This is a genomic window from Nonomuraea insulae (assembly GCF_042656245.1).
The window spans coordinates 1-18,881 of sequence record NZ_JBHSPA010000060.1 but is presented as its reverse complement, the minus strand read 5'-3'; the positions used below and the strand labels follow the sequence as shown (position 1 = coordinate 18,881).

The following is an 18,881-nucleotide window of genomic DNA, read 5'->3' as shown; positions in this document are numbered from 1 at the left end:
CCCCCTTGTCCGTGTGCTGGAGCTTACCGGGGACGGGAGCGGGAGGAATGCCAGTCCCTCCCGCTCGTGATCGCCTCTTACCCGTTCGTGGGGAAGCCCAGGTTCACGCCGCCGTGCGAGGGGTCGAGCCAGCGGGAGGTGACGACCTTGCCGCGGGTGTAGAAGTGCACGCCCTCGGTCCCGTGCACGTGCGTGTCGCCGAACAGGGACGACTTCCAGCCGCCGAAGCTGTAGAAGGCCATCGGCACCGGGATGGGCACGTTGATGCCGATCATGCCAACCTCGACCTCGTTCTGGAAGCGCCTGGCCGCGCCGCCGTCGTTGGTGAAGATCGCGGTGCCGTTGCCGTACAGGCCGCCGTTGATCACGTCGAGGCCCTCCTCGTAGGAGGAGACGCGCACGACCGACAACACGGGCCCGAAGATCTCCTCCGTGTGCGTCCGCGATCCGGCCGGCACGTGGTCGAGCAGCGTCGGCCCAAGCCAGAAGCCGGGCGACTCGGACGCCTTGGCGCCCCCCGCGACGATCGTCTCGCGGCCGTCCACGACCAGCTTGGCGCCCTCCTCGACCCCGAGGTCCAGGTAGGAGGCCACCTTGTCGCGGTGCGGCCCGGTCACCAGCGGCCCCATCTGCGACGCCGGATCGTCGCCCGGGCCGATCACCAGCTTGTCCACCCGCTCGACGATCTTCTGCACGAGCTCGTCGCCGACCGGGTCCACGGCCAGCACGACGGAGATCGCCATGCACCGCTCCCCCGCCGAGCCGAAGCCCGCCGAGACGGCCGAGTCGGCCACCAGGTCGAGGTCGGCGTCGGGCAGGACGAGCATGTGGTTCTTGGCGCCGCCGAGCGCCTGGACGCGCTTGCCGTGAGCGGTGCCGGTCTCATAGACGTACCTGGCGATCGGGGTGGAGCCGACGAACGACACCGCCCGCACGTCCGGGTGCTCCAGCAGCCGGTCCACGCTCACCTTGTCGCCCTGCACCACGTTGAACACGCCGTCGGGCAGCCCGGCCTCCTGCCAGAGCCGCGCCATGAGCAGCGAGGCCGACGGGTCCTTCTCCGAAGGCTTGAGCACGAACGCGTTCCCGCAGGCGATCGCGACGGGGTACATCCACATCGGCACCATGGCCGGGAAGTTGAACGGCGTGATCCCGGCCACGACGCCCAGCGGCTGGCGCAGCGAGTAGGAGTCCACGCGGGTCGAGACGCCCTCGGAGAAGCCGCCCTTGAGCAGGTGCGGGATGCCGCAGGCGAACTCCACGACCTCCAGCCCGCGGGCCACCTCGCCGAGCGCGTCGGAGTGCACCTTGCCGTGCTCCGAGGAGATCAGGGAGGCGAGTTCGTCGCGGTGGGCGTACATGAGCTCGCGGTAGCGGAACAGCACCCCGGCCCGCCTGGTCAGCGAGGCGTCCCGCCAGGCGGGGAAGGCGGCGACGGCCGCCGCCACGGCGGCGTCCACGTCGGAGACGGCGGCCAGCGCGACGTGCCCGCTCACCTCGCCGGTGGCCGGGTTGAACAACTCCGAGGCACGCGCGGAGTCGCCGTCGGCGAGGGCTCCGTCGATCCAGTGCTTGACGAACTTCACTGCTGCGCTGCCTCCGCGTTGATGGTCTCCAGGGCGGTGACGATGATGCCGAGGCCCTCGGTCGCCTCGTCCACCGTGAGGGTGAGGGGCGGGGCCATGCGGATGGCGTTGCCGTACAGGCCGCCCTTGCCCGCCAGCAGGCCCGCCCGCTTGGTCAGCTCCATGAAGCGGCCGGCCTGGGCGGGGTTCTCCAGCTCGACGGCGAACATCAGGCCCTTGCCGCGCACGTCCTTCACGACGGGCAGCCGCTTGGCCGCCGCCTTGAGCCCGCCGATGATGATCTCCCCGGTACGGGCGGCGTTGGCCTGCAGGTTGTGGTCGAGCACGAAGTCGAGGGTGGCGTTGGCCGCGGCCATGGAGATCGGGTTGCCGCCGAAGGTGGACAGGCCCACGGCGTGCGGGGCGTCCATGAGGTCACCGCGCGCGACCAGGCCGCCGACCGCGAAGCCGTTCCCCAGGCCCTTGGCGAACGTGATCATGTCGGGGGTCACGCCGTGGTTGCCGATGCCGAAGAACGAGCCGCCGGTCCGGCCCCACCCGGTCTGCACCTCGTCGGAGATGAACAGGATGCCCTGCTCGTCGAGCACCTCCTTGTACGCGGCGAACAGCCCGTCGGGGGCCATCGTGAACCCGCCCACGCCCTGGATCGGCTCGGCGATGAGCGCCGCCACGTCGCTGGAGACGCTGGTGGCCAGCACGTGCCGCAGGTCGTCGGTGCACGCCTGGATGTAGTCGGCGTCCGACAGGCCCTTGAACTGCGTCAGGTGCCGGTCTGCGCCGTGCAGAAAGTGCACGTTGAGCGGGGAGAGCGAGTTGTTCTTCCACGACCGGTTGGAGGTGACGCTGATCGCGCCAAAGCTGCGCCCGTGGTAGCTCTGCCGCATGGCCAGCACCTGGTCGCTCTTGCGCGCGTACGTGGCCAGCAGCAGCGCGGCCTCGTTGGCCTCGGTGCCTGAGTTGGTGAAGAAGACCTTGGCGTCGGGGATCCCGGACAGCCGTGCGATCTTCTCGGCCAGCTCGATCTGGCCGCGCAGCAGGTAGACGGTGCTGGTGTGGACGACTCCTGTGGCGATCTGGCGTTCGACGGCCTCGCGTACCTCGGGCACGTCGTAGCCGATCATGTTGGTCAGGATCCCGGCGAAGAAGTCGAGGTAACTCTTGCCGTCCGCGTCGATGACGCGGTTGCCCTTGCCGCTGACGATCTCGATGGGCTCGTTGTAGTTGAGTGCCAACCAGTTCGGCATGACTGCCCGGTGGCGCGCGAGAAGCTCCGACATGCTACTGAGTATCCCTTTTCCCGCCCTCGACCCCCAACTGCAACCTGTCGGAGAGGGCGGGAGTTGGGTTACACATTGACAGGAGCGGCCTCTGGGGTGGCGGCCGGCGCGGCCGGGCGCAGCACGGTGACGGCCAGCAGTGCGGCGGCCACGCAGAACGCGCCGCCCACCCACGAGCCGAGGTGCATGGCGGAGGTGAAGGCCTGGTTGCCGGCCTCGGCGAGGCCCGCGGCGTGCGCGCCGCCGATCGACTCCCTGGCCGCCGCGGGCAGGCCGGCGGGCATCTCCGAGGTGTAGCGCCCGGCCAGGACGCTGCCCAGGACCGCGATGCTGAGCGCCATGCCGACCTGCTGGACGGTGTCGTTCAGCGCGGAGCCGACACCCGCGTGGTCCACCGGGATGGCGCCCATGAGCGAGGCGTAGGCGGACGGACCCGCCAGACCGCCACCGACGCCCATGATCACCAGTCCGGTGAGCAGCGGCAGGTAGCCGGTGGTCAGGGCCATGACGGCGAAGCCCCCGGCCATGAACAGCAGCCCGGCGCAGATCAGCGCCCGGTTGCTGAGCTTCTTGCCGAGCCCGACGCCCACCCCGTTGAACACCGCGGCGGCCACGGCGTAGGGCAGCATGGCCAGACCGGCCTGCATCTCCCCGTAGCCCAGCACGAACTGCAGATACTGCGTCAGCATCAGCATCACCGCGCCGGCGCCGAACGACATGAGCAGGATCGAGAACGAGGCGCCGCTGAAGTTGCGGTTGGCGAACAGGTGCAGCGGCAACATCGGCTCCTCCTGCCTGCGCTCCCAGATCACGAACCCGGCCAGGGCGACGACCGCCAGCGCGATGACGGGGATGTTCCACTCGCGCTCGATGATCACGTAGACGGCCGCGGTCAGGCCGACGATCGACAACGTCACGCCCACCGGGTCGATCCTGCGCCCGGTGCTGCGGGTCTCGGGCATGAGGACCAGGGCGGCCACGATGGCGACCGCCGCCACCGGGATGTTCAGCAGGAAGACCGAGCCCCACCAGTAGTGCTCCAGCATGAAGCCGCCCAGGGTCGGGCCCGACACCATGCCGACCAGGGCCACGGCGCTCCAGGCGGCCATGGCCTTGCGCCGCTCACCCTCGTCGAACACGGTCATCAGGATCGACAACGTGGACGGCATGACGAGCGAGCCGCCGACGCCCATCAGGAACCGGGCGCCGATGAGCTGCCAGGGCTCGGTGACGAGCACGGCGAGCAGCGACGCGCCGCCGAAGAAGACCAATCCGATGACCAGGAAGAGGCGGCGGCCGTACCTGTCGGACAAGCTGCCCGAGGTGAGCAGCAACCCGGCGAAGGCCAGGACGTAGGCGTCGATGATCCACTGGATGTCGGACGGTGTCGCGCCCATCTCCTGGTTCAGCGACGGGATGGCCAGGTTCAGCACCGTGTTGTCGATGACCAGGACCAGGAGCGCAAGGCAGAGGGCAGCGAGAATCCACCAGCGACGGGGGTCTCGTACAGTGTTCGAGTTCACTCGCACAGCGTACGACAATCCTCGTACAGTGTGCGAGAGGTTTTATCCTGGGAGGATGACAGGCAAGGCGTTCTCCTCCGTCTGGCTCCGCGAGCCGCGCAAGGCCACCAGTCCCGGGCGCAGCCGGGAGGAGATCGTCAGGGCCGCCCTGGAGCTGCTGAACGAAGAGGGCCTCGACGGGCTGAGCATGCGCAAGCTCGGCGCGCGGCTGCAGTCGGGCGCCACCAGCCTCTACTGGTACGTCGCCAACAAGGACGAACTGCTGGAACTGGCCTACGACGAGGTCTGGTCGGACATGGTCGTCCCCGACCCCGGCAGGGTGAGCTGGCGCCACTCCGCCTCGGCCCTGGCCCACAGCATGCGCCAGGCGATCCTGCGCCGCCCGTGGGCGGGCAACCTCATCGGCCGCATGCCCGCGCTCGGCCCGAACGCCCTGCGCGTCGCGGACCAGATGCGCAGGATGTTCAAGGTCGCCGGGTTCGCCGGGCTGGAGATCGACTACGCGGGATCCACTCTCACCGCATACGTTTTCGGCATGACGATCCCGGAGGTCGCCTGGAACGCGGCGACCGCGGACCACTCCTACGACGCCGACGAGATGCGCGCGTCGGTCGCCAAGGCCGCAGCCCAGTTCCCCGACATGCTGGAGCGCATCGACATGACGAGTTACGACGATCCGCAGGCCATGCGGGAGATGGCCTTCGACTTCGGGCTCGCGTCCGTGCTCGACGGTCTTGAGCGGCGGCTGGTCACGTAGCAGGATCCGGGGCATGAGCGATTTCCGTGGCGCCCGTGACTTCCTCCTCGGCGCCGACCCCGCGACCGCCCGCCGTGACTTCCACTGGCCGGAACTCGGCGCGTTCAACTGGGCGCTCGACTGGTTCGACGGGGTCCTGGCCAAGGAGACCCCCGACGCCGTCGCGCTCAAGATCGTGGGCGAGAGCAGCGCCACCTACACCTTCGCCGGACTGTCGGCCCGCTCCAACCAGGTCGCCAACTGGCTGCACGAGCAGGGGGTGCGCCGGGGCGACCGGATCCTGCTCATGCTGGGCAACCAGGCCGAGTTGTGGGAGTCGCTGCTGGCCGCGATGAAGCTGGGCGCGGTCATCATCCCGGCCACCACGCTCCTGACGGCCAAGGACATCACCGAGCGGATCGACCGCGGCAACGTCTCCCACGTCATCGCCAACGCCGCTGACGCCGGCAAGTTCAGGGCCGGCGGATTCACCAGGATCGCCGTGGGCGACGCCTACAACTGGCTGCCGTTCCACGAGGCGTACGAGGCCGGCGAGCGCTTCGAGCCCGACGCGCCGACCCGCGCGGACGACACGCTGCTGCTCTACTTCACCTCCGGCACGACCTCGCAGCCGAAGCTGGTCGAGCACACGCACGCCTCCTACCCGGCCGGGCACCTGTCGACGATGTACTGGATCGGGGTCAGGCCGGGCGACGTGCACCTCAACGTGTCCTCGCCGGGATGGGCCAAGCACGCGTGGAGCAACGTCTTCGCCCCGTGGAACGCGGGGGCCACCGTGCTGATCCACGACTACCAGCGTTTCTCCGCGCCCGCGCTGCTTGAGGTGCTGCGCGGCGAGCGGGTCACCACGTTCTGCGCGCCGCCGACCGTGTGGCGGATGCTCATCCAGGAGGACCTGGCGGCGTGGAAACTGCCTCTGCGTACGCTGGTGGCCGCCGGCGAGCCGCTCAACCCCGAGATCATCGACCAGGTTTCCAAGGCGTGGGGCCTGACGATCAGGGACGGGTACGGCCAGACCGAGACGACCGCGCAGATCGGCAACGTGCCGGACGAGCCGGTCAAGCCCGGATCCATGGGGCGGCCGCTGCCCGGGTACGAGGTCGTGCTGATCGATCCGGTCTCGGGTGAGATCGGGGACGACGGGGAGATCTGCCTGCCGCTGGACGACCGCCGCCCCCTAGGCCTCATGTCCGGATATGTCGGTGGATTGGCGGAGGCGCTGCGTCAGGGCTTCTACCACACGGGCGACGTCGCCACCCGCGACCAGGACGGCTACATCACCTACGTGGGCAGGACCGACGACGTCTTCAAGGCCTCCGACTACCGCATCTCGCCGTTCGAGCTGGAGAGCGTGCTGCTGGAGCACGCGGCCGTGGCGGAGGCCGCGGTGGTGCCCGCCCCCGACCCGGTGCGCCTGGCCGTGCCCAAGGCGTACGTGACGCTCGCCCCCGGCTTCGAGCCCGACGAGGCCACCGCCCGGGCGATCTTCGAGCACTGCCGCAGGGAACTGGCCCCGTACAAGCGGGTGCGGCGGCTGGAGTTCGGCGAGTTGCCGAAGACGATCTCCGGCAAGATTCGCCGCGTCGAGCTGCGCGTACGCGAACCGCGGAGGGAATATCGTGAGGAGGACCTCAATCCAGACAACGGTGGCAAAGTGTAAATTCACCTATGGCCGTTCTTACAGTCTGATCGGCTAGGCTCTGCCCCGTGTTGCCCACCATCGCCGACGTCCTCGCCCTGGAGACCGTGCGCCGGGGCAGCCCGCGCGTGGTCGCGGGCGCCGACCGGCTCGACACCAAGGTGCGGTGGGTCCACGTCGGCGAGATCGCCGACATCGCCCAGCTGCTACGCGGCGGCGAACTGGTGCTCACCACGGGGGTCGCCCTGCCGCAGGACCCGGACAAGCTCGCCGACTACATCGGCGAGCTCTCCTCCGTCGGGGCCTCGGGGCTGATCGTGGAGCTGGGGCGCAGGTTCGTCCGCGAGCTGCCGCCGGCCGTGGTCAAGTCGGCCGAGGAGCACGGGCTGCCGGTCATCGTGCTGGCCCGCGAGACGCCGTTCGTCCAGATCACCGAGTCGGTGCACGCCCGGATCATCGACATCCAGCTGGAGGAGCTGCGCGCCTCCGAACAACTCCACGAGGTCTTCACCGAGCTGTCCGTCGAGGGCGCCTCGCCTGCCGAGGTGCTGGCCCAGGTGGCGCGGCTGTCGGGGCGTCCCGTGCTGCTGGAGAACCTGGCGCACCAGGTGCTGGCCGCCGAGTCGGCGGGACGCGACGCGGGGGCGCTGCTGGCGGGCTGGGAGACGAGGTCGCGGGCGGTGGCGCCGGCCGAGCGCACCGCGTACGATCCGGCCTCCGGCTGGCTGGTCACCACGGTCGGGGCGCGCGGGCAGGACTGGGGACGGCTCATCCTGCTCTGCGACAAGCAGCCCTCGCCCCGCGACATGGTGCTGGCCGAGCGGGCCGCCACCACGCTCGCCCTGGGCCGCCTGCTGGAGCGCCACCAGGAGTCGCTGGAGCGCCAGGCGCACGGCACGATCATCACCGGCATCCTGACCCACGCCTACTCCGACCCCGAGGAGGCCGCCGCCCGCGCCCGCGCGGTGGGCGTGCCGCTCACCGGACGCAAGCTGGTCAGCGTGGTCATCAGGCCCACCGAGCCCATCGACCAGGCGCTCGACGGGCAGGCGCAGCTCGGCGAGCTGGCCGAGGCCACCGCCGCCGCCTGCCGCGACGCCCGCCTGCCCGCCCTGGTGGGCGCGCTCGACCAGGAGCGGGTCGGGGTGCTGCTGCCGCTGCCGCCGCGCACCCAGGCCGAGCCCGCGCTGACCTCGCTCGCCGAACGGCTGCGCGTGCTCTGGCGGCCCGGCTCGGCGTTCGTGCTGGCGGCGGGGTCGGTGGTGGAATCGATCAGGGACGTACGCCGCAGCTTCCTCGAAGCCGAGCAGGTGGCCGACGTGGCGGTCCGCCAGCCCGACGGCCGGGCCTTCTACCGGCTGCCCGACCTGCGCCTGCGCGGCCTGCTGCATCTGCTGCGCGACGACGCCCGGCTGCAGACGTTCGCCGAACGGGAGCTGGGCCCGCTGCTGGCCCACGACGCGCAGCGCGGCGGCGACCTGACCAGGATCCTGCGCGTCTACCTCGACTCCGGGCGCAACAAGGCCGTCGCCGCCCAGAAGGCCCACCTGTCCAGGCCCGCCTTCTACGACCGTCTACGCCGCCTCGAACGCATCCTCGACACCGATCTCGACGACGTCGAGTCGTGCCTGTCGCTCCACGTCGCGCTGCTCGCCCTGGAGTCGTTCCGCCGAGAGAGTCGCTGATGTGCTGGAATGGGCGATATGTCTGATGTGCTGATGCCCGATGCGGACGACCTCGGCCGCATGCTCGCCACCGCGGGCGCCTTCTCGGTGCCCGTCCACGACGTACGGCTGACCCCGGACAAGCTCGAACCCGAGCAGATCGTCGCGGGTGACCCGGCCACCTCGTCCCTAGAGCTCGGCGACGGCCGCGGCATCTGGGAGATCACGCCCGGGGTCGTGACGGACGTGGAGAGCGACGAGATCTTCGTCGTGCTGTCGGGTCGCGCCACCATCGCCGTCGAGGGCGGTACCACGATCGAGGTAGGCCCAGGCGACGTGTCTCTGCTGGCCGAGGGCGCCAAGACCACCTGGATCGTGCACGAAACGCTGCGCATGGTCTACCAAATCCGGCAACCCACGTGACACACGCCCCACCACCACTGGCACGCCCCCGCGATCTACCGTCGCTAGTGTGCCCCTCTTCTTCAACCCTCTCGAGGCCGCGGCCCACCGGCTGTCGCTCGTGCCTCCCATGTTCGACTACTTCGGCGCTCTGGGCCTGCACGCGGTCATCGCGGCGGCCAGGATCGGGATCTTCGACGCCCTGGGCGGGCGCCCGTCCACCGGCGTCGAACTGGCCACCGCGCTCGATCTGGAGCCGCGTGCCACCGACGCGTTGTTACGGGCCCTGGCCGGGCTCGGCTACCTGCGCTCCAGAGGTGGCCGCTACCGGCTGACCCGCACCGCCCGGCTGTGGTTCACGACCGGCTCGCCGACGTCGCTGCTGGCGGGGCTGGAGTTCTGGGAACGTACCGCCTGCGTGATCTGGCCCCGGCTGGAGAAGGCGGTACGGGACGGCTCGCCGGCCACCTCCTTCTACGCCTTGCTCGAAAGCGATCCCGAACTGTCGCGCTCGTTCCAGGCGTGGACGGCGGCGATGGCGGACCGGCAGGCCCCGGCCGCCGCCAGGACCATCCCCGTGCCGCGCGGCGCCACCCGGCTGCTCGACGTGGGCGGCGGCCACGGCGTGTTCAGCGTGGCGCTGCTGCGGCGCCATCCCGGGCTGTCGGCCACGGTGATCGATCTGCCGCAGGCGCTCGAAGCCGCCGCCGCCCATCCCCGGCTGACGTTGCGCGCCGGGTCGTTCCTGGACGACGACCTCGGCGACGGGTATGACGTCGTCCTGCTGTTCAACGTCGTACACGGGCTGAGCGACGACGAGACGGCCCTGCTGTTCCGGCGTCTGGCGGCCTCGCTCAAGCCGGGCGGCACGATCGTGGTCGGCGACCAGTTCATCGACAGCGTCATGCCGGGCCGCGCCAGCCGTACCCTCCTGCATCTGCTGAACCTGAACTACCTGGTCACCGTGGGCGGCAGGGTACGCGGCCTGCGCGAGGTGGCCGCGTTGTTGCGGGCAGCCGGTTTCCACGGCATCCGGCACCGCCGCCCCCCGGGCTCCCCGGCCACGGAACTGGCCATGGCCAGGAGAGCGTGAGGACGTGCCGGTGACTAGAAGCCCATGGCGACGCGTACCTCCTCCAGCGTCCGGATCGCCCGTTCGCGGGCCCGTTCGTTGCCCGTTGCCAGGATCTGCCGGACGTCGCCCTCAGTGAGCTCGGCCCGGCGCTTCCTGATCGGCCGCAGGAACTCGTTGACCGCCTCGGTCGCCACGCGCTTGAGCGTGGCGGCGCCGCCGTCGCCGATCTCCTCGGCGAGCTCGCGCGGCGACCGGCCCAGGCACAGGCCGGCCAGCGTGAGCAGGTTGGCCACCTCGGGACGACGCTCCTCCTCGAACGTGATGTGCCGCTCGGAGTCGGTGCGGGCCTTGCGGATGAGGGCAGCGGTCTCGTCCTCGGTGGCCGACAGGGCGATCGCGTTGCCGCGGCTCTTGCTCATCTTGCCGCCGTCCAGGCCCTTGAGCAGCGGTTGCTCGCCCATCATGGCCTCGGGCAGCGGGAACACCTCTCCGTAACGCTCGTTGAACCGGCGCGCGACCAGCCGCGTCACCTCCACGTGCGGGAGCTGGTCCTTGCCCACCGGCACCAGCGTGCCCTTGCAGAACAGGATGTCGGCCGCCTGGTGCACCGGATAGGTGAACATCAGCCCGCTCACGGCCTGCTGGGAGCTGTGCGCGATCTCGTCCTTCACCGTGGGGTTGCGCTGCAGCTCCGCCACGGACACCAGGCTCAGGAACGGCAGCAGGAGCTGGTTCAGCTCGGGGACGGCGCTGTGCTGGAAGATCGTCGCCTTGGCCGGGTCGATCCCGACCGCCAGGTAGTCGAGGATCAGTCCGGTGGTGTGCCGGCGGATCTCACCCGGCAGGTCACGATCGGTGATCACCTGGTAGTCGGCGATCAGCACGTACATGGGACAGAGGTCCTGCAGCTCGACCCGATTGGCCAGCGAGCCGAAGTAGTGGCCGAGATGCAGCGGACCGGTCGGACGGTCGCCCGTCAGCACGACGTCGTTCATTGAGGTCTCTCCTAGGGATCTTGCCGTCCAGGAGAGCAACGCCCGCTCGGTGAGCCGTCTCCAGGACGGCCCACGCATGGGGATTCAGCGGCCGTCTGTAGGCCGCCACCACATGCAGATGCGAGTCATACACGAATGGTATCCGTTCGCGGTGTCAATCTCGTAACCTCTTTACTCGATTGGCGTGTTTCTCTGCCCCGAGGACCTTGATCTCGCCACTATGGTGCGGTCCCTTTTCCGCCCTCTGGAGAGTTCATGTCTCGACGCACACTCGCCGGCGGCCTGGCCATAGCCGCGGCGCTCACCCTCACGGCGCTGCCCGCGACAGCGGAGCAGCTGTCGGTGCGGTTCCCGTCGGCCAAGTTCCCGCTGGGCGAACGGCCCGTGCCGACCAAGACGATGACCGCCGTGACGCAGGGCATCGACCTGTACGACGTGAAGGCGGGCTCGTCCACCGACGGTTACACGGTGACCGTCCTCATGCCGAGCGGCCGTGACTACGGGACGCTCCCGACAGCCGAGACCCAGGTCGCCGCGGTGGAGGCGGCCGGGGAGACGGCCAGCCTGCAGAAGGTGATCCGGCCGAGCGTGGCCGATGCCCCCTCCCAGACCGTGTACATGGTCCGCGTCGGCCTCTGGTCCCTCAAGGACAAGAAGAAGGCCGACGAGACGGCCAAGAAGCTCAAGGAAGCCGATCTGAAGGTCAAGGTCGACTACCTCGGCGACGACGGGCTCAAGACCACCGGCCCGTGGGACGTCAAGGTCGTCATGATCGACCCCAGGACGTTCCGCGGCTCGTACGCCGCCTCCCTCGGCGCCAGCGTGGCCAAGCGGGAGACCGTCTCCTCGATGGTCAAGGCGCGCGGCGCCGTGGTCGGCGTCAACGGCGGCTTCTTCAACATCCACACCTCCAAGGCGCTGCGCGGCGAGCCCGTCGGCACGTCCGTGGTGGGCGGCAAGCTGCTGAGCGAGGCCGTGCCCGGCCGCTCGGCGGTGGTGCTGAAGGGCCGTACCGCCAAGATCACCGAGCTGAAGACGGACGTGACCGCGATCTCGCAGGACGGCGAGCGGGTCCAGGTCAACGGCATCAACCGCGCCGTCGTCACGGACGAGCTGGTCCTGTACACGGAGGAGTACGGGGCCAAGACGCCCACCGGCGGCACCGACGCCGTCCTCGACGCCAACGGCAAGGTCGTGGGCCTGCGCACCTCGGGCGCCGCGATCGCCGCCGGGACGCGGGTGCTGCACGGCAACGGCGTGGCCTCCGACTGGCTCAACGAGCACGCCTGGCAGGAGTGGACCGTCAAGATCGACACCAAGGTCGTCGACCTGCGGACGAAGAAGGCACTCAAGCTGACCCCCGACCTGAACGTCGTCGCGGGCAGCGTCGGCCTCGTCCGCAACGGCAAGGTGAAGATCACCGCCAAGCAGGACGGGCACGACTCGATGAACATGATCCTGCGCCGCCACCCGCGCACCCTGCTCGGCACCACCCGCAACGGCAGCCTGATCCTGGCCACCATCGACGGCCGGCAGCCCGGTGTGACGGTCGGGGCGAACTTCGTCGAGGCCGCGCAGTTCATGCGCTGGCTGGGCGCCACGCAGGCGATCAACCTGGACGGCGGCGGCTCGACGGCCATGGTCGTCGGCAAGAAGCTCGTCAACCGGCCGTCCGACGGCTCGGAACGCGGCGTCGGCGACGCCCTCCTGGTCCTGCCCAAGTAACCCCCGTGGGGCGAGGCGCACAAGCCTCACCCCGCCGACGACCACAACCCAAGGGACCCGCATCTCCACATGCGGGTCCCTCAGCCGTCTAGATCGGCAGCCCGACGTCCGGTTTGACCGCCTTCATCGCGAGATGGGAGGTCACCTGCGCCACCCCCGGCAACCCGGACAACTCCTCCGAGTAGAACCGCTCGTACGCCGCCACATCCGCCACCGCCACCCGCAGCAGGAAATCCGGGTCCCCGAACAACCGGTGCGCCTCCACCTCCGCCGGCAGCCCCGCCACCCGCCGCTCGAACTCCGCCACCGTCTCGTGGTCCTCGTACCGCATCACCACCGTGACGAACGCCTGGAACCCGCGCCCGACCGAGTCCCCGTCGAGCAACGCCCGGTAGCCGCGAATGACGCCGCTCTCCTCCATCTGCCGCACCCGGCGCAGGCAGGGCGACGGCGTGAGCCCCACCCGGTCGGCCAGGTCGGCGTTGCTGAGCCGACCGTCCCGCTGCAGCTCCTGGAGGATCCTGCGGTCAATCTTGTCCATGGCGCAATATCCTGCCACGACCAAGCCTTTCCCAGCACGAATCCACCATCGTGTGCCAACCCTGTTCGGCTAGCGTGAAGCGCGTGGACATCCGGCTCCTCCTGCTTTTCCTGGGCATGGATCTGTTGCTGATCTGCACCCCGGGACCCGACATGCTCTACGTGATGGCGCGCTCGCTCGGCCAGGGCCGCCGTACGGGGCTGACGGCGGTGGCGGGCATCTGCTGCGGCTACGCGGTGCACACCGTCCTGGCCGCCGCCGGGCTGGCCGCCGCACTGCGCGCGGTACCCGCCGCACTGCCCGTGATGCGCTACGCCGGGGCCGCGTACCTGGTATTCCTCGCCGTCAGGACGCTGATGTCACTGCGGAACCGCACCGGGCCCGCGCTCGGGCCGGCGACGGCCGAGCCGGCGGGCAAGGTGTTGCGGCAGAGCGTGCTCACGGCGCTGCTCAACCCGAAGGGCCTGCTGCTGTACCTGTCGCTGATGCCGCAGTTCATCTCCACCGGGACCGGCGTCCCGCTGGGCTTCCAGCTCACCGCCCTCGGCCTCCTGCACGTCGTCAACTGCGCGCTGCTGTACGGCCTGGTCGCCGTCGCCACCGCGCGGGCGAGCCACGCACTGACCCGCACCCCGAAGGCGGCGCGCCGGATCTCGGCGGTCTCGGGCACACTCCTGCTCGTCGTCGCGGCCGCCACACTCGGATCCCATTAGGCGCGTCGCGTCGCGATCAGCTCCCATTCAGGCCCGTCTCGTCGCGGTCGGCTCCCATCTGGCGCGTCTCGTCCAGTCACGGCCGGTTCGTGTCAGGCGTGTCTCGTCCAGTACGCGAGCTGCTCCCTGGTCGTGCGAGTGGCGGGGTGGTCGGCGCCGAGCACGCGTTCCCTGAGCGGCAGCAGCTCAGCGCACTGGTCGCGGGCCGCCGCCGGGTCGCCCGCCTGTCCGGTCCAGTAGGCGAGGTTGGCGCGGGCGGTCAGCGTGTCGGGGTGCTCGGGCCCGGAGACCCGCTCGCGGACAGGCAGCAGGTCGGTGTAGGCGTCCCTGGCCGCCGCCGGGTCGCCCAGCTCACCCAGCCACCGGGCCAGCTCGTGCCGGATGGTGAGCGTGTCGGGATGGTCGGAACCGAGAACACGTTCCCTGACCGGCAGCAGGGCCGCGTACTCGTCGCGCGCCGCCACCGCGTCACCCGCCTGGCCGCTCCAGTAGGCGAGGTTGTGCCGGGTGATCAGCGTGTCGGGGTGCTCGGGACCGAGAACACGTCCCCTGATGGGCAGCAGCTCGGCACACCGGTCGCGGGCCGTCGCCGGGTCGCCGGCCCGGCCGGTCCAGTAGGCGAGGTTGTGCCGGGTGGTCAACGTGTCGGGGTGGTCGCGGCCGGAGGCGCGTTCGCGGCGGACGAGCAGTTCGGCGTACTGGTCGCGGGCCGAGGCTGCGTCGCCCAGTTCGCCCGTCCAGCGGGCCAGTTCGTGGCGGGTGATCAGGGTCGAGGGGTGTTCGGGGCCGAGGACGCGTTCCCTGATGGGCAGGAGTTCGGCGCAGTGGGCGCGGGCCGCCGCCGGGTCGCCCGCCTGTCCTGTCCACTGGGCGAGGTTGGCGCGGGCGGTCAGCGTGTCGGGGTGGTCGCTGCCCTGGACACGTTCGCGGATCGGCAGCAGGGCCGCGTACTGGTCCCGCGCCGCCGCCGCGTCGCCCAGCTCGCCCGTCCAGCGGGCCAGCTCGTGCCGGATGGTGAGGGTGTCGGGGTGGTCGGGGCCGGAGACGCGCTCGCGTACGACGAGCAGGTCCGCGTACTGGTCGCGCGCCGCCACCGGGTCGCCCAGCTCGCCCGTCCACCGCGCCAGCTCGTGCCGGTTGATCAGCGTGGAGGGGTGGTCGGGGCCCTGGACGCGTTCCCTGAGGGGCAGCAGGGCCGCGTACTGGTCCCGCGCCGCCATCGGGTCACCCGCCTGACCGGTCCACTGGGCGAGGTTCGCCTGGGTGATGAGGGTGTCGGGGTGCTCGGGGCCGGACACCCGCCTGCGTACGGGGAGAAGAGCCGCGTACTGGTCGCGCGCGGCCACCGGGTCGCCCGCCTTCCCGGTCCACTGCGCGAGGCTGTGGCGGGTGGTCAGCGTGTCGGGATGCTCGGGGCCGAGCACACGCTCGTAGATCGGGAGCAGTGCCGCGTACTGATCGCGCGCCGCCGCCGGGTCCCCGGCCTCGCCGGTCCACTGGGCGAGGTTCGCCCGGACGGTGAGGGTGACGGGGTGCTCGGGGCCGAACCGATCCTCCCTGATGGGCAGCAGGTCGGCGTACAGGTCACGGGCGGCCACCGCATTGCCCGCCTCCCCCGTCCACTGGGCCAGGTTCGCCCTCGCGGTCAACGTGTCGGGATGCTCGGGCCCCTGCACACGTTCCCTGATCGGCACCAGATCCGCGTACAGATCCCGCGCCGCCACCGCGTCCCCCAGCTCACCCGTCCACCGCGCCAGCTCGTGCCTGATGGTCAGCGTGTTCGGATGCTCTGCCCCCTGCACCCGCTCCCTGACCGGCAGCAGCGCCGCGTACTGGTCCCGCGCCGACGCCGCGTCCCCCAGCTCCCCCGTCCACCGTGCCAGCTCGTGCCTGATGGTCAAGGTGACCGGATGCTCGAGCCCGAGCCGGCGCGCCCGGATCGGCAACAGGTCCGCGTACTGCCTGCGCGCCGACGCCGCGTCCCCCAACTCCCCCGTCCAGCGCGCCAGCTCGTGCCGCGCGGTCAGCGTGGACGGGTGCTCGGGGCCCAGCCGCGCGGTCAGGGTCTCGCAGATCTCCTGGAACACCGATCTGGCCGTACGGTAGTCGCCGCTCGCCCCCAGATACTGCCCCGTCTTGTCCATGCCAGGAGAGGTCGGCGTGAGCACGGCGAGGATGTGCGGGAGCAGGTGAGCGTACCGGGGCCAGGTCCCGGCGTGGGCGGGATCGTCGGGCAGCACGGACTCCAGGAGCACGGCGGCGGCATCCCGCCAGCGCTGCTGCTCGTGGGGCACGAGCTGGTCGAGGGTGACGGCCTGGACCAGCCGATGCACCGACACCGACCCGTCCACCGGCTGACCGATCAAACTGTGATCGCGCAACGCGCTGACGGCGGCGTTCACCGAGAGGGCGTCGCGCGGCAACTCCTGCAACACCGCCAGCGCACTCAGCCAGGGATGAAAGTCCCGCAACCACCGCACCCGCGAACCCGGCAACCGCCCATACACCCGCTGCCGCCGCATGTCCGCCCCGAACAGCTCACGCGGACTGCGCAGTTCGAGCTGGGACAGCAGCAGATGGTACGGGATCGCCTCGTGCGAGTAGCAGGCCAGCACCCGCAGCAGCGCGATCGCCTGCGGACTGGTCCTGGCCAGGTTCTCGAACGCGAGCAACCACGTCGTGGTGACCCGTTCCTGGTACCCCCACGCCCGCCCCTGGGCGAGCAACTCGGCCCGCCGGTGGTGCAGCAGATCGAGGTACTCCGACAGGCTCAGCCCCGTCTCGGCCATGAACGCCGCGGCCTGCTCCAACGCCAGCGGCAACGCACCCAGCTCGGCCACCACCTCCGAGGCCGCCGCGCCGTCGTCCTGCCCGGACCGCGCCAGCACCAGCGCCACCCCCGGCTCCTGCTCCAGCACCGGCAACTCCAGCGCCTGCTCCCGCGGCCAACTCCCGGACCGGGTCGTCACCAGCACATGCCCCGGTCCCGCCGGAGGCAGATAAGGACGCAACGCGTCAGCCTCCGGCGCGTTGTCGAAGATCAGCAACCAGGGCTCGGCACGGGCCGCCAGCGCGGCATGCACCTGATCGACCGGATCGGCCGCGTCGACCGTCTCCCGCAGACCCAGCAGCGCCGCCAGCCTGGCGAAGGCGGCGGACAGGACGGCGGGGTCGGTGGCGGGCAGTTGCCAGACGAGCTGGTAGTCCCGCTGGTGCCGATAGGCGTACTCCAGGGCCAGGCACGTCTTGCCCACACCGCCCAGCCCGTACACGGCGATCACGCACGGCTGCGCCCTGCTCGTCGTCAACCTCCCCCGCAACCCCTCCACCACTTCATCCCTCCCCAGCAACCTCGGGGGCCGAGGCGCCAGCTGCACGGGACGGGTGGGGACCGGGGGGCGGGGCAGCAGATGCACATCACCGACGACATCCACATGCCCAACGGTCACAGCGGTCGCCCTGTCACCGGTCATCGCCACTCCGCGGTTATCACCCCCCAACGAAATGGAACGTTCCACACTTTGTTCGATCACACTGGACATATCCGACCGACCCCGCACATCCGACGCCCCAGCCCTCCCAGACCCACCACCTACCTCCGACCCACCACCACCGTCCGGCCCACCACCTACCTCCGGCCCATCACCACCGTCCGACCCGCCATCACCGTCCGAGCCATCACCACCGTCCGAGCCATCACCACCGTCCGACCTACTATCACCGTCCGACCCGCCATCACCGTCCGAGCCATCACCACCGTCCGACCCGCCATCACTGTCCGAGCCATCACCACTGTCCGAGCCATCACCACTGTCCGAGCCATCACCACTGCCTGACGCACCGCCTCGGCCCGACCGACGCCCTCGGCCCGTCTCTTGGTCAGCATCCGACTGGCCACCGCCATCTGGCTCGCCATCACTGCCCCCCTCACCATCGCCACCTGACCGGCGCCCACGGCCCGTGACCCCACCGGCATCCGACTGGCCACCACTGTCCGACCCACCACCACCGCCTGACCGGCGCCGACGGCCCGTGGCTGCACCACCGTCCGACGCGCCACCACCGTCCGACGCGCCACCAACCTCTGGACTGTCACCACCGTCTGGACTGTCACCACCGACCGATCCGCCGTCGCCGACCGACCGGCGATCTGCGACCGCATCATCACGCGGTTCCGATCCACGGTCGGCGGCCTGATCGCCGTCCGAGGCCGGCTGACGGCTTACTCGCCGTCTGCCACGCCCGCGCCAGCCGCGACCTGCTTTCCACCATCCGGGAGCGCTCGAATCCCTCAGCGCAGATTCATCTGCCGGCACAGGCTCGCCCGCCCCACCAGAGTCGCCCACCAGTGGCGAATCTCCCGCCCCACCGAAGTCGCCCGCCAATGGCGAATCTCCCGCCAACGCCGGTTCTCCTCCCAACGTGGAGCCGTCGGTAGGCGTGGGATCAACCGCCGACATGGAATTAACCGCCGGCGTGGGATCAACTACCGGCGTGGGGTCAACCGCCGGCGTGGGATCAACCGCCGGCGTGGGATCAACCGCCGGCGTGGGATCAACCGCCGATCCAGGGTCATCCAGATGACCCGCGCCGCATTCCTCGAGCGGTTCGCCGTTGGGCGGCAACCTCACCGATGAGCGACGTCGCACCACTACCAGCACAACCGCCACCATCAGCCCCATGACCCCCAGGGAAATGCTGATCAGGCTGTCCTGCTCATTCAGGAACATTAATAGCGTGCCCGGCATCCCCAACATGTCCGCAAGAAAGTCCACCAACCCCGCCACCACCAGAGTGAGCGAAATTGGCGTGACCATCCACGAAAGGACACGCGGTTGTCGGCGTTTACGCCGTGCAGGCCCGGGTGTCTGCCCTGTGGGGGGAGAAGCCGTCACTCCTCAAGAGTGACGGCGTTGCAGTGGGGTCGCCACCGAAACATCAGCATGCCCGGAATGCATCGTATTCATGGGCAAATAGAAAGGGG

The 18,881-nt window shown here is 70.3% G+C and carries 13 protein-coding genes; 7 read left to right on the top strand and 6 right to left on the bottom strand.

The features are described 5' to 3' along the window. Nucleotides 1–77: 77 nt before the first annotated feature. From ACFPZ3_RS44805 to ACFPZ3_RS44795, 3 genes are all read right to left on the bottom strand, one after another. A complete protein-coding gene (locus ACFPZ3_RS44805) occupies nt 78–1,586 on the bottom strand; it encodes a CoA-acylating methylmalonate-semialdehyde dehydrogenase (protein WP_379520498.1) in 1,509 nt (502 codons plus the stop codon). Next, the gene (locus ACFPZ3_RS44800; RefSeq protein ID WP_379520497.1) at nt 1,583–2,863 is read right to left on the bottom strand and encodes an aspartate aminotransferase family protein; all 1,281 of its coding nucleotides are present in this window, start codon (nt 2,861–2,863) and stop codon (nt 1,583–1,585) included. The genes ACFPZ3_RS44805 and ACFPZ3_RS44800 overlap by 4 nt, the downstream gene beginning before the upstream one ends. Before the next feature lie 68 nt (nt 2,864–2,931). Next, nucleotides 2,932–4,386, bottom strand: coding sequence for an MFS transporter (locus ACFPZ3_RS44795; protein WP_379520496.1), 1,455 nt, complete (start codon nt 4,384–4,386; stop codon nt 2,932–2,934). Nucleotides 4,387–4,441: 55 nt separating this feature from the next. Here ACFPZ3_RS44795 and ACFPZ3_RS44790 point away from each other — a divergent pair, with 55 nt between their 5' ends. From ACFPZ3_RS44790 to ACFPZ3_RS44770, 5 genes are read left to right on the top strand one after another with little or no spacing between them, the layout of a single operon-like run. Beyond that, entirely contained in the window at nt 4,442–5,143 is a 702-nt protein-coding gene (locus ACFPZ3_RS44790; protein ID WP_379520495.1) for a TetR/AcrR family transcriptional regulator C-terminal domain-containing protein, read from the top strand. A 13-nt stretch (nt 5,144–5,156) separates the two neighbouring features. Continuing rightward, entirely contained in the window at nt 5,157–6,803 is a 1,647-nt protein-coding gene (locus ACFPZ3_RS44785; protein WP_379520494.1) for an AMP-binding protein, read from the top strand. A 47-nt stretch (nt 6,804–6,850) separates the two neighbouring features. Next, nucleotides 6,851–8,467 carry a PucR family transcriptional regulator gene (locus ACFPZ3_RS44780; protein ID WP_379520493.1) on the top strand — a complete coding sequence of 539 codons (1,617 nt, stop codon included), beginning with the start codon at nt 6,851–6,853 and terminating at the stop codon, nt 8,465–8,467. 18 nt (nt 8,468–8,485) lie between these two features. Continuing rightward, nucleotides 8,486–8,869 (top strand): cupin domain-containing protein, encoded by a 384-nt coding sequence (locus tag ACFPZ3_RS44775; protein ID WP_379520492.1) that lies wholly within the window; start codon nt 8,486–8,488, stop codon nt 8,867–8,869. A gap of 49 nt (nt 8,870–8,918) precedes the next feature. Continuing rightward, complete coding sequence (locus tag ACFPZ3_RS44770) at nt 8,919–9,941, top strand: methyltransferase (protein ID WP_379520491.1); 1,023 nt, start codon at nt 8,919–8,921, stop codon at nt 9,939–9,941. A gap of 14 nt (nt 9,942–9,955) precedes the next feature. On the opposite strand, the gene trpS is transcribed toward ACFPZ3_RS44770, so the two are convergent. Beyond that, on the bottom strand, nt 9,956–10,918 hold the full coding sequence (trpS, locus tag ACFPZ3_RS44765; protein ID WP_379520490.1) for a tryptophan--tRNA ligase: 963 nt from the start codon (nt 10,916–10,918) through the stop codon (nt 9,956–9,958). Nucleotides 10,919–11,173: 255 nt separating this feature from the next. Here trpS and ACFPZ3_RS44760 point away from each other — a divergent pair, with 255 nt between their 5' ends. Then, nucleotides 11,174–12,643, top strand: a complete 1,470-nt coding sequence (locus ACFPZ3_RS44760; RefSeq protein ID WP_379520489.1) for a phosphodiester glycosidase family protein — start codon at nt 11,174–11,176, stop codon at nt 12,641–12,643. A gap of 88 nt (nt 12,644–12,731) precedes the next feature. Here ACFPZ3_RS44760 and ACFPZ3_RS44755 read toward each other — a convergent pair whose 3' ends face one another. Then, entirely contained in the window at nt 12,732–13,184 is a 453-nt protein-coding gene (locus tag ACFPZ3_RS44755) for an Lrp/AsnC family transcriptional regulator (protein WP_379520488.1), read from the bottom strand. An 83-nt stretch (nt 13,185–13,267) separates the two neighbouring features. Here ACFPZ3_RS44755 and ACFPZ3_RS44750 point away from each other — a divergent pair, with 83 nt between their 5' ends. Continuing rightward, a complete protein-coding gene (locus ACFPZ3_RS44750) occupies nt 13,268–13,897 on the top strand; it encodes a LysE family translocator (RefSeq protein ID WP_379520487.1) in 630 nt (209 codons plus the stop codon). A gap of 92 nt (nt 13,898–13,989) precedes the next feature. Here ACFPZ3_RS44750 and ACFPZ3_RS44745 read toward each other — a convergent pair whose 3' ends face one another. After that, nucleotides 13,990–17,205 carry a tetratricopeptide repeat protein gene (locus tag ACFPZ3_RS44745; RefSeq protein WP_379520486.1) on the bottom strand — a complete coding sequence of 1,072 codons (3,216 nt, stop codon included), beginning with the start codon at nt 17,203–17,205 and terminating at the stop codon, nt 13,990–13,992. Nucleotides 17,206–18,881: the final 1,676 nt, after the last annotated feature.

Excerpts from the sequence above, each read along its gene's own strand:
- ACFPZ3_RS44800 (WP_379520497.1), bottom strand. The coding sequence starts at position 2,863 with ATGTCGGAGCTTCTCGCGCGCCACCGGGCAGTCATGCCGAACTGGTTG.
- ACFPZ3_RS44760 (WP_379520489.1), top strand. The coding sequence starts at position 11,174 with ATGTCTCGACGCACACTCGCCGGCGGCCTGGCCATAGCCGCGGCGCTC.
- trpS (WP_379520490.1), bottom strand. The coding sequence starts at position 10,918 with ATGAACGACGTCGTGCTGACGGGCGACCGTCCGACCGGTCCGCTGCAT.
- ACFPZ3_RS44755 (WP_379520488.1), bottom strand. The coding sequence starts at position 13,184 with ATGGACAAGATTGACCGCAGGATCCTCCAGGAGCTGCAGCGGGACGGT.
- ACFPZ3_RS44785 (WP_379520494.1), top strand. The coding sequence starts at position 5,157 with ATGAGCGATTTCCGTGGCGCCCGTGACTTCCTCCTCGGCGCCGACCCC.
- ACFPZ3_RS44790 (WP_379520495.1), top strand. The coding sequence starts at position 4,442 with ATGACAGGCAAGGCGTTCTCCTCCGTCTGGCTCCGCGAGCCGCGCAAG.
- ACFPZ3_RS44775 (WP_379520492.1), top strand. The coding sequence starts at position 8,486 with ATGTCTGATGTGCTGATGCCCGATGCGGACGACCTCGGCCGCATGCTC.